Source organism: Hydrogenophaga electricum (assembly GCF_030160815.1).
Classification (GTDB): Bacteria; Pseudomonadota; Gammaproteobacteria; order Burkholderiales; family Burkholderiaceae_C; genus Hydrogenophaga; species Hydrogenophaga electricum.
On the sequence record NZ_BSPB01000005.1, the window covers coordinates 15,623 to 30,231 of the forward strand.

Genomic DNA, 14,609 nt, shown 5'->3' on the forward strand with positions numbered 1-14,609 from the left:
GGACCGCCCGGCAGGCCGAATCCGGCCCGCCGGGCGGTCCGGCATGGGCTCATGCAGGCGACACGTTCAGGCCATGAACATGCCACCGTTGACGTGCAGTTCCTGCCCCGTCACGTAGGCGGCCTGGGGGCTGGCCAGGTACGACACCGCGTGCGCGATGTCGGCCGGCTTGCCAAGGTGCCCCAGCGGAATCTGACCCAGCAGCGCTTTCTGCTGCTCTTCAGGCAGAGAGGCGGTCATGTCGGTTTCGATGAAGCCCGGCGCCACGCAATTGACGGTGATGTTGCGACTGCCCAGTTCGCGCGCCAGTGCACGGGTCATGCCCGCCACGCCGGCTTTGGCCGCCGCATAGTTCGACTGGCCCGCATTGCCCGAGGCACCGACCACGCTGGTGATGCTGATGATGCGGCCATACCGCTGCTTCATCATCGGACGGATCACCGCCCGGCTCAGGCGAAACACGGCTTTGAGGTTCGTGTCGAGCACGGCATCCCAGTCGTCGTCCTTCAAACGCATGGCCAGCATGTCGCGCGTGATGCCCGCATTGTTGACCAGCACCTGCAGGGCGCCGTGGTCTTTCACCAAGGCATCGACCAGCGCTTCGGCCGCAGCCGCGTCATTGACATCGAGCCGCGCCCCGCGGCAGCCTGTCACGGCACCGGGCACCGCCTGCAGCGCCTGGCTGATCCGTGCAGCACCATCGTCGCTGGTGGCGGTACCCACCACAATCAGCCCCTTGGCCACCAACTCCTGGGCAATCGCGGCCCCGATGCCGCGCGACGCGCCCGTCACCAAGGCCACCTGGCCCGCAAACTTCACTTCTGTCATAGACCTGTTCTTTCGCTTGGGGGATTCAGCCCAGCAGGGCCTTGACCTCGGCCAGCGTGGCCGGATCGAACAAGGGCGCGCCGTTCAGTTCGCTGTCGATGCGCTTCGTCATGCCCGCAAGGACCTTGCCGGGCCCACATTCGATCAGCGTCGCCACACCCCGCGCCTTGATCGCCTGCACGCATTCGACCCAGCGGACCGGCCCGAAGGCCTGGCGATACAGGGCATCACGGATGCGCTCGGCATCGGTTTCGACCGCCACATCGATGTTGTTGATCACCGGAATGCGCGGCGCCGCCAGCGTGGTGACAGCCAGTTGTTCGCGCAACTTGTCGGCCGCCGGTTTCATCAGGCTGGAATGGAACGGAGCCGACACAGGCAGCGGCAACGCGCGTTTGGCGCCTTGCGCCTTGAGCAGCTCGCAGGCCTTTTCGACCGCAGCCTTGCTGCCGGCAATGACTGTCTGAGCCGGGTCGTTGAAGTTCACGGCCTCCACCACTTCACCGCTGTCGGCTGCAAAGGTAGCTTGCGCCTCGGCACAACCCGACCGGACCTTGCCCGACTCCATGCCGAGAATCGCCGCCATGGCACCTGCACCCACCGGCACGGCTTCCTGCATGGCCGCGGCGCGAAACCGCACCAGCGGTGCTGCCTGCGCCAGCGTCAGCACGCCTGAGGCCACCAGCGCAGCGTATTCGCCGAGCGAATGGCCCGCCAAAGCGACGGGATCGGCGCCACCCTCAGCCTTCCACACACGCCAGGCTGCCACCCCGGCCACCAACATCACCGGCTGGGTGTTGGTGGTCAGTGCCAAGGCCTCTTTGGGGCCTTCGTGGATCAGACGTTCCACGTCTTCACCCAGGGCCTCGGACGCCTCTTTGAGCGTCTCGGCAACCACCGGGTTATCGCCCCAGGCATCGAGCATGCCCACGGACTGCGAACCCTGCCCCGGAAAAACGAATGCAAATGCGGTCATCTTCAATTCATTCCATGACTGCGGGCCTGCCTGCGAGGCCCGACGCTCAGAAATCGAGCAGCACGGCGCCCCAGGTGAAGCCGCCGCCCACACCTTCAAGCAACAGCGTGTCGCCCTTGCGAACCTGGCCTGCACGAACAGCGTGATCCAGCGCCAGCGGGATGGACGCTGCGGATGTATTGCCATGCTGGTCCACCGTCACCACCACCTTGCCCATGGGCAGCTTGAGCTTGCGGGCCGTGCTTTGCATGATGCGGATGTTGGCCTGGTGCGGAATCAACCAGTCAATGTCGGCATCGGTCTTGCCAGCCTTGGTCAGCACGGCACGCGCCGCATCTTCCAACACACCGACCGCCAGCTTGAAGACCGCCTGACCATCCATCTTGAGCAACGGATCGCCAAGCACCTGCCCACCGGACACATGGCCGGGCACGCACAGGATGCCCACGTGCTTGCCATCCGCATGCAGATCGGACGCCAGGATGCCGGGCGTGTCCGACGCCTCCACCACCACGGCACCGGCGCCATCGCCGAACAGCACGCAGGTGGTGCGGTCGTTGAAGTCCAACAGGCGCGAGAACACTTCGGCACCGATCACCAGCGCCCGGTTGGCCGAACCGACCTTGATCATGGCGTCGGCAATGCTCAGTGCGTACACGAAACCGCTGCACACGGCCTGCACGTCGAACACCGGGCACCCCGCCAGTCCCAGCTTGTGCTGGATGATGGCCGCGGTCGACGGAAACACCATGTCCGGCGTCGACGTGGCCACGATGATCAGGTCGATCGACGCACCGTCCACACCGGCCGCGGCCAGCGCACGGCGCGCCGCTTCGGCCCCCAGATCGCTGGAAAAGACGCCTTCACCAACAAAATGCCGGGCCCGGATCCCGGTGCGCTCGACGATCCATTCGTCACTGGTATCGACACCGCGCGGAGCCAGCAGGTCCACCATGTCCTGATTGGTCAGGCGCTGGGGAGGCAGGCAACTGCCGGTACCTGTGATGCGGGCGTAACGGGTCATGCGAAGTCGGGCGTGTCAGAACATCAAAGGGTGGGAATGCCGCGCAGATCGCTCGGCGTCACATCACCGGAGATCAAAGGTGCGGCATGGGCAATGCGGGATTGCACATCGTCGAGCAACCGATGACGGGCCGCATCATAAGCCCGAGCCAGCGCGTGCTCGAACGCAAACGCGTCAGCCGATCCATGGCTTTTGAACACCAGCCCCCGCAGCCCGAGCAGCGCCGCACCGTTGTAACGTCGATGATCCACCCGCTTCTTGAACGCAGATAACACCGGATACGCAAACAAACCACCCAGTTTGGTGAAGATACTGCGCGAGAACTCTTCGCGAATGAAGCCCCCGATCATGGCCGCCAGCCCTTCGCTGGCCTTGAGCGCCACATTGCCCACGAAACCATCGCACACCACGATGTCCGTGGTGCCCTTGAAGATGTCGTCGCCTTCGACGTTGCCGAAAAAATTCAAGTCCCCGGTGTTCGCGGCATTGCGCAGCAACACGCCCGCCTTCTTGATCACCTCGCTGCCCTTGATGACCTCCTCGCCCACGTTGAGCAGGCCGACACTCGGGTTTTCGCGCCGATCGGCAGCCGCCACCAGGGCCGATCCCATGACCGCGAACTGCAGCAGGTGTTCGGCTGTGCAGTCGACATTGGCCCCCAGATCCAGCACCGTCGTGGCACCGCCACGGGCATTGGGCAACTGGGTGGCGATCGCCGGACGGTCAATGCCCTCCAGCGTCTTGAGCACATAACGGGCAATCGCCATCAAGGCTCCGGTATTGCCCGCCGAAACCGCCGCCTGCGCCGCGCCCTCCTTGATCTGGGCGATGGCCACCCGCATGGAAGAGTCCTTCTTCTTGCGCAGCGCCACCTCCACCGTATCGTCCATGGTCACGACCTCGGTGGCCGGCACCACGCGGCAGCGCACATTGTTGACGACCTGCGACCAGCCGGCCAGGGCTTGCGGCTGCCCCACCAGCAGCAACTGCACATCGGCATGGCGCCCGAGAAAGGCCGCACAGGCCGGCAGGGTGGCGGAGGGACCGATGTCGCCTCCCATGCAATCCACGGCAATCGTGATCATGAACGCTTCCGGAGAATGACCCCATCCGGGTCACCAAAACAACAAAGGCCCGCATGAAAAGCCATGCGGGCCTGTGCCTGGGGCCTGACATGCTGGCGCGCTGCCGCGCCGCCAGACCAGGCGGGTCCGTCAGGCTTCGGACTTGTTCTTGAGCACCTGGCGGCCACGGTAGAAGCCGTTCGGGCTGATGTGGTGACGCAGGTGCGTTTCACCGGTGGTCGGCTCAACGGCGATACCCGGCACGCTCAGAGCGTTGTGCGAACGGTGCATACCGCGCTTGGAGGGGGACTTTTTGTTTTGCTGGACGGCCATGATGGGCTCCTTGGGATCCTTGAGGATCGGAATTGGTCTACGGGTGCGCCGCGAACCCTACACAAAACCGTGAAACGGATGCCAGCGCAAAGCCAAGCATTATAACCGGCTGATCGCCACTCGCCAAGCCTGGGCTTTTTACCGCTTTTTCAAGTCGGCCAGTGCAGCAAACGGATTCGGTGCCGCAGCGGGCGCTGCCCCGGCGGCATCCGCCCCCAGATCGCCGGCCGACATGACAACCGGGCCAGGGCACACCTCGTGCATGGGCACCAGGGGCAACTCCATCAGCAGCTCGTCTTCCATCAGATCCAGCAGGTTCGGCCGGGGCTCCAGCGCCAGCACATCCTCGTCGCTGTCCTCATCCTCTGCCGCCGCCGTCGCCTCGTCGTCGACAAAACGGAACCAGCGATCCACCCCCAGAGGCAGGACCACCGGCTTCAGGCAACGCTGACAGGTCACCGGCACCTGCGCCTGGGCCTGCAGATGCAGCCACACTGCGCCCACGCCCGAGGGCCCCGCACGCCAATCACCCTGGACGGACCAGTTCACCGGTACCTGACGGGTGGCATCCTCTGCCGACTCGGCCACCAGCCGGTCAAAATGGGCCAGAGGTTCATCACCCGACAGCGTCCCACCCGCCTGGGCAAAGGCGGCCACATCCAGCCGTTGCGGATTCCAGTTGACGTTGGCGGCTTTTTTCATGGGCGGCAGTGTACGGGACATCCCGCCGCTCGCCCGGATGCCCACGAAGACAGCGGCACAATCGCGGCATGACTCCGAGCACCGCCCTCCCCTCCACGGGCCGCCCCCTGATCCTGGGCTCAACCTCACCTTACCGCCGCGAGCTGCTGAGCCGGCTGGCCGTGCCTTTCGACACCGCCAGCCCCCAGGTAGACGAAACCCCTCTGCCCGGGGAAAGCCCGCGTACGCTGGCACTGCGCCTGGCCGAAGCCAAGGCCCGTGACGTCGCCCGCCGGTATCCGCAGGCGGTGGTGATTGGCAGCGACCAGGTGGCCGATCTGGCTGGACTGCCCCTGGGCAAACCCGGCACTCACGAACGCGCCGTGGCCCAGCTGCGCCAGATGAGCGGCCAGACCGTGGTCTTCCAGACCGCCGTGGCCGTGGTCTGCGAAACGACCGGTTTCTGCCAGATCGACCTGGCCGCCGTCAACGTGGTGTTTCGCCCCCTCGGCGACGCCGAAATCGAGCGCTACCTGCGCCTCGAACAGCCCTATGACTGCGCCGGCAGCGCCAAAAGCGAGGGTCTCGGCATCGCCTTGCTCGAACGCATTGACAACGACGACCCCACCGCCTTGGTGGGCCTGCCACTCATCCGCACCTGCCGCATGATCCGCGCCGCCGGCGTGGCCATTCTGTGAGCCCCTCATGACGGGCAAGCTCTATCTCGTCCCCACACCGCTGGATTTTGGCTGCACGGACGAGCACCCACCCGCCCCAGTGAGTGCCTGGCTGCCAGCGAATACCTTGGCAGTCGCAGCCGGTCTGCAGCACTGGATTGCCGAAAACGCCAAGAGCACACGCGCCTTTCTCAAACGGGTGGGGGCCGAAGCCCCACTCGCAGCGCCACTGCAGACGCTGCAGATCACCGAATTGCCTCGCGCTGCCCACAAAAAGGGCGATCACCTCCCCACCACCGCCAGCGATGCCCAGGCCCGCAGCCTGTTGCAAGCTGCGCTGGAAGGACATGACATGGGACTCGTCAGCGAGGCGGGCATGCCGGCCATCGCCGACCCCGGCAGCGCCATCGTGCGCGCCGCCCACGCCCTGGGCATTCCCGTGGTACCGCTCACTGGCCCGATCTCGCTCATGCTGGCGCTGGCGGGCAGCGGGCTGAACGGGCAACACTTCGCCTTCGTGGGCTACGTTCCCCAGGAGCCCGCCGAACGGGCCAGGCGCTTGCGCGAACTGGAAACGCAGGCCCTCAAAAGCGGGCAGACCCAGATCCTGATCGAAACGCCCTACCGCAATGCCGCGCTGCTGCAGGCGCTGCTGCAGAACCTGCAGGCAAACACGCGCCTGGCGGTGGCGTGCGGCCTCACGCTGCCGAACCAGACCATTCGGAGCGCGCTGGTCTCCGAATGGAGAAAGACCGCCTCCCCGCACGACAACCCAACCCTCAAGGCGCCGGCCATTTTCATGCTGGGAAGGTAGCGCGTCAGAACGCCCGGCCCATCAGCTCAGCGCCTTTTGCATGTGTGCCCGCACGGCACCGCTGAGTTCGGGGTCTGCCAGCGCCAGATCGATCGTGGCCTCCAGGAACCCGGTTTTGCTGCCGCAGTCGTAGCGCTTGCCCTGGTAGCGGTAAGCGTAGACCTTCTCGGTCCCAATCAGGGCGGCGATGCCATCGGTAAGCTGGATCTCGCCACCTGCTCCTTGCGGCTGGCGACGGATGCTCCGGAACACCGAGGGCGAAAGGATGTAGCGACCGGCCACAGCCAGGGTCGAGGGCGCTACTTCAGGTACCGGCTTCTCCACCATGCCGAAAACTTCAGCCAGCGATTCATTGACCCCGCGGACGTCGACCACGCCATAGCGGCGCGTGTCCTCGCGCGGCACATCCTGCACCGCCAGCACCGTGCCGGGCGCACTTTCGTAGGCATCCACCATTTGCTTGAGCACCGACGGGCCACCCGGCGGGCCGACCATCAGGTCATCGGCCAGCAACACGGCGAAAGGCTCATTGCCCACCACCCGCTCCGCACACAGCACCGCATGCCCCAAACCCAGCGGACGCGGCTGACGGATGAACACGCAGTCCATGTCATCGGGTTTGATGGCGTGCACCAGCTTGAGCAGTTCGGTCTTGCGACCACGCTCCAGCTCGTATTCGAGTTCGAACGCCGCATCGAAGTGATCGCCGATGGCGCGCTTGTGCCGCCCGGTGATGAAGATCATCTGCCGGATGCCGGCAGCATAGGCCTCGTCGACGGCGTACTGGATCAAGGGCTTGTCCACCACCGGCAGCATCTCTTTGGGAATCGCCTTGGTGGCCGGCAGAAAGCGCGTGCCCAAGCCCCCAACAGGAAAGACGGCTTTGGTAATCAAATGGGCTCCTGGATGAAAAAGATCGGTAAGTAAGGTCAGCCAGCGCCGACTTACTTCAACGGTGCGAAGGAATGGGCGGCAGCCGCCTCGAACAGGCCCTGCCCCATGGACACGCCAAACTGGCGCGCCAGGCGCATGCCCACGTTTTCGCGCTGGGTGTAATCGACGATGGATTCGGCCTTGACGATCTCGCGGGCCACGAAGTCCACATTGCCCAGACCATCCGCCAGACCCTGGGCCACGGCCTGCTGGCCGCTCCAGACCAAGCCGCTGAAGGTGTCGGGCGTTTCCTTGAGGCGCGTACCCCGGCCCTTTTTCACAACCGCGATGAACTGGTTGTGAATTTCGGTCAGCATGGACTGGATGTACGCCTTCTGCGTCTCGTCCTGCGGGCTGAACGGGTCCAACATCGCCTTGTTTTGGCCGGCCGTCATGAGGCGCCGCTCGACACCGAGTTTTTCCATCAACCCCGTGAAGCCGAACCCGTCCATCAGAACCCCGATGCTGCCCACCAGGCTGGCCTTGTCGACATAGATTTCATCAGCGGCGGCAGCGATGTAATACGCCGCCGAGGCGCAGGTTTCTTCCACCACCGCATAGACCTTCTTGCCATGCAGCGTCTTGAGCCGGGTGATTTCGTCGTTGATGATGCCGGCCTGCACCGGGCTGCCACCTGGTGAATTGATCAGCAGCACCACCGCCTGGGCGCCACTGTCCTCGAAGGCGGAGTTGAGCGAGGCCACCACATTTTCAGCACTGGCCTCGGCGTTCGCCGCGATGGTGCCCTCGATCTCGATCAGTGCTGTGTGGGGCGTGCTGACGCTGCTGGTCAGCCGGTTGGCGTTCCAAATGCCCCAGGCCAGCGCGGCAAAAACACCCAGCCACAGCAGGCGCATGACCAGCCGCCAGCGGCGCGCAGCGCGCTGCTCCTTCAACTGGGCAAAGAGCAGTTTTTCGATGGTGGCCCGCTCCCAGCCAGCGGGTGTGGAGCTGGGAAGCGCAGAAGCGGCCGGGCGGTTGTCGTCTTCGAACATGAAGGAATCGGTTTCAGTACAAAACGGGCTTAAGCAGGTATTGTGACTGCCAGTGCACCACGCCGTCACGCTCGACCAGATCGATCTTGATCAGACCTCCCTTGCACGGCCCCCCTTTGCAGGCGCCAGTGGACGGTTCGTAGTGCGCGCCGTGGGTGGCACACAGCAGCCATCGCCCGGAATCATCGAAAAAGCGGTCTGGCTGCCAGTCCATCTCCATCGCCACATGCGTGCAGCGATTGAGGTAGGCATGTGCCGCCCCCTGATACCGGATCGCAAAAGCGCGGCAAGTCTGCCCGGCGTAAATCACATCAAAACCCACGGCCAAGCCACCCTCGGCCAAGTCGGCACTGCGGCAAAGCGGATAGACGGGTTCGGTAGCGGAGGCAGACATCGACGCCCTCAATCAAGCATGGGCTGACAGCCAGTCCCGGAGCTCGCTCACCGAGTGCGCCACATGCAAAGGTTGCAAGGCGTGAAAAGCCTCCGGCTCGTGCGCCCCATAGCTCACCCCCACGCAGGCGCAACCGGCGTTGCGCGCCATCTGCAGATCGTGGGTGGTATCACCCACCATGAGGGTGCGTTCGGGGTCGACCCCGAACTCGCGCATCAGTTCGTGCAGCATGAGCGGGCTGGGCTTGCCGGCGGTTTCGTCCGCCGTGCGGGACCCGTCAAAAACCCCCTGCAGTTCGACCGCCTGCAAAGCCTCATCCAGCCCGCGGCGGCTTTTGCCGGTGGCCACCGTCAACCAGTGATGGCGCGCCTTGAGCGCGGCCAGCATGGGCAAAACCCCGTCAAACAGGCTGATGGCGTTCTGACTCTGCCCGTAGTGGTGACGGTAGCGCTCGCCCAACAAGGGGTATTTTTCGGGAGGCACATCCGGCGCGGCATGCGCCAGGGCCTGCATCAGGCCCATGCCGATGACGTAGCTGGCCGCCTGCTGGCTGGGCATGGCACCGCCCACGTCTTTCACGGCTGCCTGAATGCACCGCACGATCACTGCCGTGGAATCAAACAGCGTGCCATCCCAGTCAAAGGCGATCAGGTCAAATTGTCGAGGGCGCATCAGTTACCCCACCTTCTGCGGCTTGGGCAGGGCCCAATCCGACATACCATTGCTTGCCAAGCCTTGCCGATACAACCCGCATGTTTCAAATCGTCACAAATCAAGCAACCGCGAACCAATAGACCATTCAATGCATTTCTGTTGGCCATAGAAAAAGCGCCCGAAGGCGCTTTGCATCGGTCAGGGCGATCAAATGCGGAAATCTTCAATGCTCTTGCCAGAAGCCAGCACCGCCTTGACCCATTCCGGCTTGCGACCCGGGCCGCCCGCCCAAAGTTCCCCGTTGGGGCCCCGGTATTTGGCGGCCGACTTGGCTTTGCCCGCCTTGCGGGTACCCCCCGCAGCACCCAGATCGGCAACCGTAATGCCGTATTCTTTCATTTTGGCCTTGATGTCCGCAATCACGGAGGCCAGTTCATCCTTGCGGGCCTGTTCGGCCTGCGCCATCAGCGCTTGGGCTTGCGCCATCAGTTCGGAATAGCTTGCCATTGACGTTCCTTAAATTGTTTAATCTTGACTTTCACCAGCACCAACGATGCTGCCTGCATTTTAATCACAAACCCGCCCACCTCTGCAGCTCCCCAGGCAATTCGGAGCACAATTCCATGCTTGCCCCGGTCACCGGATGGGCGATTCGCAATCGCCAGGCATGCAGAAACATGCGGCGCAATCCCGCCCGGGCCAATTCCCGATTGAATGCAAAATCCCCATACTTTTCATCCCCGGCGATCGGATAGCCGGCACTGGCCAGATGCACGCGGATCTGGTGGGTCCGCCCCGTCTTGATCGTCACCTCCAGCAAGCTCAACGGCCACAGCGCGGCCACGGGCACGCCCAGCCCCTCCGCAGCCCCTCGCACCTTGACCAGCGTCACCGAACGCATGCCATCCGGATCGTCCCGCCCAGTGACGCGCACGCGGCGTTCACCATCGGCCAACAGGTATTTGATCAACGGTTGATCCAACACCTTCAGGCGAGTCGGCCAGGCGCCTTTGACCAGCGCCAGATAGGTCTTGCCGGTTTCCCGCTCGCGAAACTGATCTTGCAGCGCCTTGAGGGCACTGCGCTTCTTTGCAATCAACAACAGGCCACTGGTTTCGCGGTCCAGGCGGTGCACCAGCTCCAGAAAACGCGCCTGCGGTCGCGCGCGACGAAGTTGCTCGATCACGCCGGAACTGACCCCGCTGCCACCGTGCACGGCCACCCCAGCCGGCTTGTCGATCGCCAGGAACGCCTCATCCTCATAAAGAACCGGGAATTCGCGGGCCGGTGCTGCCAGCGCCACATCGGGCTCGGCACGCTCCGCCAGACGTACGGGCGGAATCCGCAACACGTCGCCAGCCTCCACACGGTCATCCGCCGAGACCCGCCCTTTGTTGCGACGCACCTCTCCCGATCGGATGATGCGGTAAATATGGGTTTTGGGCACACCCTTGAGGTGCCGGATCAGGTAGTTGTCCAGCCGCTGCCCGGCCGACTCCGCGTCGACCGTCAGATGCCGGACCGCAGCGGGTGTTGAAGGCGTCATGCAGATTCCGAAAAAGCCGCGCCACGCGGCCAAGGCTGCGCACTATAATGCACCGGACCCACCGATCAATGTAAGTGGTTGATTTGCTTGAGTTTACGGCAATCATCCGGCAGCCCACCTCCCGGCAGCCCCCATCATCACATTGTCCGACGGGTCGAGATGGCCACCGCCTCCCAGGCCCCGGCGGCGCTTCCTGCCTTGCGAGACGAATCCGCAGGCCGGCGGCGCGACTGCCAGGCTGGCTGGCGACCGTGAATCGAACGAGACTCGCAAACCGAATACGGAATACCCCAATCGGTCAGCCCGGCTTCCCGCCCGGCTGACCGAGGATCCAGTGAAGACAGCCTGGCCCACGGACAGATCAAAGATGCCGATCCCCTTCAAGCCCGCCCTGTTCACTCGGCTCCACGCGCCTACGTCCTGACTTGGCGCGGCAACGCAGCGTTTGGGCCTTACAACGCCCGCGCCCTGATGCGTCGCCGCCCGCCCCGCCAGCGACTCTCCGGCAATTCCTCCTTTGTTTGCGCCCTCGCCAGGCTCCGGCCTCCGGTGCCCGGGTTTCGACCCTGGCAACTGAAGTTCAACGCGAAGGAAACGCAACATGAAGCGCATGCTGATCAATGCCACGCAGGCGGAAGAGCGCCGGCTGGCCATCGTGGACGGGCAGAAACTGCTCGACTACGAAATCGAAATCGAAGGGCGCGAACAGCGCAAGGGCAACATCTACAAGGCGGTGGTCACCCGCGTGGAGCCCTCGCTCGAAGCCTGTTTCGTCGACTACGGCGAAGACCGCCACGGCTTCCTGCCATTCAAGGAAATTTCCAAGCAGTTCTTCCAGGGCAATGTGTCGCCGTCGCAGGCACGCATCAACGACGTGATCAAGGAAGGCCAGGAGCTGCTGGTCCAGGTCGAAAAGGAAGAGCGCGGCAACAAGGGCGCAGCCCTGACCACCTTCATCAGCCTGGCCGGCCGCTACGTGGTGCTGATGCCCAACAACCCGCGCGGCGGTGGCGTCAGCCGCCGCATCGAGGGCGAAGACCGCCAGGAACTCAAGGCCGCGCTGGACCAGCTGGAATACCCCAACGGCATGAGCATCATCGCCCGCACGGCCGGCATCGGCCGCGACGCGGCCGAACTGCAGTGGGACCTGAACTACCTGCTCAAGCTCTGGACCGCCATCGAAGGGGCTGGCAAAGCTGGCAAGGGCGCCTTCCTGATCTACCAGGAATCGAGCCTGGTGATCCGCGCCATCCGCGACTACTTCAACAGCGACATCGGTGAGATCCTGATCGACACCGACGACATCTTCGATCAGGCGCACCAGTTCATGGCGCATGTGATGCCCGAGCATGAGCACCGCGTGAAGCGCTACCGCGACGACGCGCCACTGTTCAGCCGCTTCCAGATCGAGCACCAGATCGAGACCGCCTACAGCCGCATCGTGAACCTGCCCAGCGGCGGCGCCATCGTGATCGACCAGACCGAAGCCCTGGTGGCCGTGGACGTGAACTCGGCACGCGCCATCAAGGGTGGCGATATCGAAGAAACCGCGACCCGCACCAACCTAGAAGCTGCCGACGAAGTGGCGCGCCAGGCCCGCCTGCGCGACCTGGGCGGCCTGATCGTGATCGACTTCATCGACATGGAAGAGTCGAAGAACCGGCGCGAGGTCGAGAACCGCCTGCGCGACGCGCTGCGCCAGGACCGCGCCCGTGTGCAGTTCGGCTCGATCAGCAAATTCGGCCTGCTCGAAATGAGCCGCCAGCGTCTGAAGCCCATGCTGAGCGAAGGCTCGTCCATCCCCTGCCCGCGCTGCGGCGGCTCCGGCCACATCCGCGACACCGAAAGCTCGGCACTGCAGATCCTGCGCGTGATCCAGGAGGAGTCGCTCAAGGACAGCACGGCCGCCGTGCTGGTGCAGGTGCCGGTCGAAGTGGCCAGCTTCCTGCTCAACGAGAAGCGCACCGAGATCACCAAGATCGAACTCAAGCAGCGCATCAACGTGCTGCTGGTGCCCAACAAGTCGCTGGACACGCCGAACTACAAGCTCGAACGCCTCAAGCACGACGACCCGCGCCTGGACAACCTCGACTCCAGCTACAAGCTGGCAGAAGAAGTGGACGACGTGGCCAGCTTCACGCGCCGCAGCCAGGAGCGCACCAACAAGCAGGAGCCGGTAATCAAGGGCGTGCTGCCCGACGGCCCCGCTCCCGTGGCGGCGCCCAAGCCCGAAGCGGTGGCGGCTGCGCCCGTGGTCGCCCCGGTGGCACCGGCTCCCAAGCCGGCAGCACCGGCCGAACGCGGCTTCTTCGGCTGGCTCAAGAGCCTGTTCGGCGGACAACCCGCCGCAGCGCCCGCACCGGTGGCAGTGCCCGCTGCCGCCCCGGCAACCAGCAAGGACACTCGCAGCGATGGCAAGAGCCCCCGTGGCGACGGCCGAGGCCGTGGCGGCCGCAGCGAGGCCCGCGGCGACCAGCCTCGCGGCGAAGGACGTTCGGGCAACCGCCCCCCGCGGGAAGGTCGCAACAACGAAGGCCGCGGCGAAGGGCGCCTGCAGGGTGAGCAACGCCGCTCACCGGAAGGCCAGCGTGAAGAGAACCCGCGTCAGGGCCGCAATGGCCAACCCCGGCGCGAAGGCCGCCGGGATGCGGCCCCCGTGGCGGAAGCCCAGAATGCCGACATGCTGGGCGTGTCCCAGGTGTCCGCACCGGCAGGCACCGACAACGACGCGGCGCAGGACAACCAGCGCCGCGATCGCCGCGGCCGCGGTGATCGCCGTCGCCAGGGCCCGGATGGCGAACCGTCGCAGCAAGCCACCATGCCCGCCGCCATCGCCGAAACGGCGCCCATGACCGCTGGCGAAACCGCACAGACACCGGTGGAAGCGGCACCCACCATGGGCGACGAAGGTGCCCAGGACGGTGCACCGCGCGAACGCCGCAGCCGTGACCGCTATGGCCGCGACCGGCGCGACCGCCGCGAGCGGGGTGCACGCGATGCGGCTGCGCCCGAGACGGTGGTCGAAACCGATGCCGTTGCCGCAGAAACCAGCGATGTCGAGCAGGCACCGCCCACGCGCAGCTACTTCAAAGCCCCGGCGGCAGTGGCTCCGGCGACGGCTGAAGCGGCTCCCGCCCCCGAGCCCCAGGCACCGACGGCACCGCTGCTGGCAGCCGATCCCATCGTGGTCACGCCGCCGGCCGTGGAGCCGGCGACGGGCCTGCCGCGCGTGCAACCCTTTGAACTCGCCCTGGAGGCGCTGCAACAGGTGGCACGCGACGGTGGGCTGGAATGGGTCAACTCCGATGCTGAGAAAGTGGCCCAGGTGCAGGCAGCCATCGCGGCAGAGCCGGCGCCCGTCCACGTTCCGCGTGAGCCGCGGCCGGTGGTGCTGGTGGACGAAGGTCCGCTGGTGCTGGTCGAAACGCGCAAAGACCTGCGTCAGGTCACACTGCCGTTCGAGACCCAGTAAACCCTGAAAGCCTCGCACCAACGCCAGCAGACCCCGGTCTGCTGGCGTTTTCTTTTGCCTGGGCCGGCTGTGTGCGCCCTGCCTTTCCGGTCTGCCGGCCGCGCTGCTCGGGTCATCCTGAGCGCCGTTGTGCTGTCCTGCGAGCGCGCCTTCGGTAAGCGGCTATTGCAATGTCATGGCGGGCTCCCTGTGCAGAAGGCAGAACGCAAGGCAGAAAG

At 65.0% G+C, this 14,609-nt stretch carries 15 protein-coding genes; 3 read left to right on the plus strand and 12 right to left on the minus strand.

Annotated elements, in window-relative coordinates; genetic code table 11:
* Window positions 1–66 precede the first annotated feature (66 nt).
* The 6 genes from fabG to QQK43_RS04745 form a co-directional block, all read right to left on the minus strand.
* Complete coding sequence (gene fabG / locus QQK43_RS04720) at window positions 67–828, minus strand: 3-oxoacyl-ACP reductase FabG (protein ID WP_234266729.1); 762 nt, start codon at window positions 826–828, stop codon at window positions 67–69.
* Window positions 829–853: 25 nt separating this feature from the next.
* The gene (fabD, locus tag QQK43_RS04725; protein WP_284306879.1) at window positions 854–1,804 is read right to left on the minus strand and encodes an ACP S-malonyltransferase; all 951 of its coding nucleotides are present in this window, start codon (window positions 1,802–1,804) and stop codon (window positions 854–856) included.
* A gap of 46 nt (window positions 1,805–1,850) precedes the next feature.
* Window positions 1,851–2,828 (minus strand): beta-ketoacyl-ACP synthase III, encoded by a 978-nt coding sequence (locus tag QQK43_RS04730; protein WP_234266731.1) that lies wholly within the window; start codon window positions 2,826–2,828, stop codon window positions 1,851–1,853.
* A 23-nt stretch (window positions 2,829–2,851) separates the two neighbouring features.
* Window positions 2,852–3,913 carry a phosphate acyltransferase PlsX gene (gene plsX, locus QQK43_RS04735; RefSeq protein WP_284306880.1) on the minus strand — a complete coding sequence of 354 codons (1,062 nt, stop codon included), beginning with the start codon at window positions 3,911–3,913 and terminating at the stop codon, window positions 2,852–2,854.
* A gap of 129 nt (window positions 3,914–4,042) precedes the next feature.
* A complete protein-coding gene (gene rpmF, locus QQK43_RS04740; RefSeq protein ID WP_234266733.1) occupies window positions 4,043–4,225 on the minus strand; it encodes a 50S ribosomal protein L32 in 183 nt (60 codons plus the stop codon).
* Between the two features lie 138 nt (window positions 4,226–4,363).
* Window positions 4,364–4,927, minus strand: coding sequence for a YceD family protein (locus tag QQK43_RS04745; protein ID WP_284306881.1), 564 nt, complete (start codon window positions 4,925–4,927; stop codon window positions 4,364–4,366).
* 68 nt (window positions 4,928–4,995) lie between these two features.
* Here QQK43_RS04745 and QQK43_RS04750 point away from each other — a divergent pair, with 68 nt between their 5' ends.
* Entirely contained in the window at window positions 4,996–5,604 is a 609-nt protein-coding gene (locus QQK43_RS04750) for a Maf family protein (protein ID WP_284306882.1), read from the plus strand.
* Between the two features lie 7 nt (window positions 5,605–5,611).
* Entirely contained in the window at window positions 5,612–6,397 is a 786-nt protein-coding gene (locus tag QQK43_RS04755; protein WP_234266736.1) for an SAM-dependent methyltransferase, read from the plus strand.
* Between the two features lie 21 nt (window positions 6,398–6,418).
* Here QQK43_RS04755 and galU read toward each other — a convergent pair whose 3' ends face one another.
* The 6 genes from galU to QQK43_RS04785 all read right to left on the minus strand — a co-directional run bounded on the left by galU (window position 6,419) and on the right by QQK43_RS04785 (window position 10,919).
* Entirely contained in the window at window positions 6,419–7,291 is an 873-nt protein-coding gene (galU, locus tag QQK43_RS04760) for a UTP--glucose-1-phosphate uridylyltransferase GalU (RefSeq protein ID WP_234266737.1), read from the minus strand.
* Between the two features lie 50 nt (window positions 7,292–7,341).
* On the minus strand, window positions 7,342–8,325 hold the full coding sequence (locus tag QQK43_RS04765; protein ID WP_284306883.1) for a S49 family peptidase: 984 nt from the start codon (window positions 8,323–8,325) through the stop codon (window positions 7,342–7,344).
* A 13-nt stretch (window positions 8,326–8,338) separates the two neighbouring features.
* A complete protein-coding gene (locus QQK43_RS04770; RefSeq protein WP_234266739.1) occupies window positions 8,339–8,719 on the minus strand; it encodes a Rieske (2Fe-2S) protein in 381 nt (126 codons plus the stop codon).
* A gap of 12 nt (window positions 8,720–8,731) precedes the next feature.
* Entirely contained in the window at window positions 8,732–9,391 is a 660-nt protein-coding gene (locus QQK43_RS04775; RefSeq protein WP_284306884.1) for an HAD family hydrolase, read from the minus strand.
* 189 nt (window positions 9,392–9,580) lie between these two features.
* Window positions 9,581–9,880 carry an H-NS histone family protein gene (locus QQK43_RS04780; protein ID WP_234266741.1) on the minus strand — a complete coding sequence of 100 codons (300 nt, stop codon included), beginning with the start codon at window positions 9,878–9,880 and terminating at the stop codon, window positions 9,581–9,583.
* A 64-nt stretch (window positions 9,881–9,944) separates the two neighbouring features.
* Window positions 9,945–10,919, minus strand: coding sequence for an RluA family pseudouridine synthase (locus QQK43_RS04785; protein ID WP_284306885.1), 975 nt, complete (start codon window positions 10,917–10,919; stop codon window positions 9,945–9,947).
* A 601-nt stretch (window positions 10,920–11,520) separates the two neighbouring features.
* On the opposite strand from QQK43_RS04785, the gene QQK43_RS04790 reads away from it, so the two are divergent.
* The gene (locus tag QQK43_RS04790; RefSeq protein ID WP_284306886.1) at window positions 11,521–14,391 is read left to right on the plus strand and encodes an Rne/Rng family ribonuclease; all 2,871 of its coding nucleotides are present in this window, start codon (window positions 11,521–11,523) and stop codon (window positions 14,389–14,391) included.
* Window positions 14,392–14,609: the final 218 nt, after the last annotated feature.

Excerpts from the sequence above, each read along its gene's own strand:
- fabG (WP_234266729.1), bottom strand. The coding sequence starts at position 828 with ATGACAGAAGTGAAGTTTGCGGGCCAGGTGGCCTTGGTGACGGGCGCG.
- fabD (WP_284306879.1), bottom strand. The coding sequence starts at position 1,804 with ATGACCGCATTTGCATTCGTTTTTCCGGGGCAGGGTTCGCAGTCCGTG.
- QQK43_RS04730 (WP_234266731.1), bottom strand. The coding sequence starts at position 2,828 with ATGACCCGTTACGCCCGCATCACAGGTACCGGCAGTTGCCTGCCTCCC.
- plsX (WP_284306880.1), bottom strand. The coding sequence starts at position 3,913 with ATGATCACGATTGCCGTGGATTGCATGGGAGGCGACATCGGTCCCTCC.
- rpmF (WP_234266733.1), bottom strand. The coding sequence starts at position 4,225 with ATGGCCGTCCAGCAAAACAAAAAGTCCCCCTCCAAGCGCGGTATGCAC.
- QQK43_RS04745 (WP_284306881.1), bottom strand. The coding sequence starts at position 4,927 with ATGAAAAAAGCCGCCAACGTCAACTGGAATCCGCAACGGCTGGATGTG.
- QQK43_RS04750 (WP_284306882.1), top strand. The coding sequence starts at position 4,996 with ATGACTCCGAGCACCGCCCTCCCCTCCACGGGCCGCCCCCTGATCCTG.
- QQK43_RS04755 (WP_234266736.1), top strand. The coding sequence starts at position 5,612 with ATGACGGGCAAGCTCTATCTCGTCCCCACACCGCTGGATTTTGGCTGC.
- QQK43_RS04765 (WP_284306883.1), bottom strand. The coding sequence starts at position 8,325 with ATGTTCGAAGACGACAACCGCCCGGCCGCTTCTGCGCTTCCCAGCTCC.
- QQK43_RS04770 (WP_234266739.1), bottom strand. The coding sequence starts at position 8,719 with ATGTCTGCCTCCGCTACCGAACCCGTCTATCCGCTTTGCCGCAGTGCC.
- QQK43_RS04775 (WP_284306884.1), bottom strand. The coding sequence starts at position 9,391 with ATGCGCCCTCGACAATTTGACCTGATCGCCTTTGACTGGGATGGCACG.
- QQK43_RS04780 (WP_234266741.1), bottom strand. The coding sequence starts at position 9,880 with ATGGCAAGCTATTCCGAACTGATGGCGCAAGCCCAAGCGCTGATGGCG.
- QQK43_RS04785 (WP_284306885.1), bottom strand. The coding sequence starts at position 10,919 with ATGACGCCTTCAACACCCGCTGCGGTCCGGCATCTGACGGTCGACGCG.
- QQK43_RS04790 (WP_284306886.1), top strand. The coding sequence starts at position 11,521 with ATGAAGCGCATGCTGATCAATGCCACGCAGGCGGAAGAGCGCCGGCTG.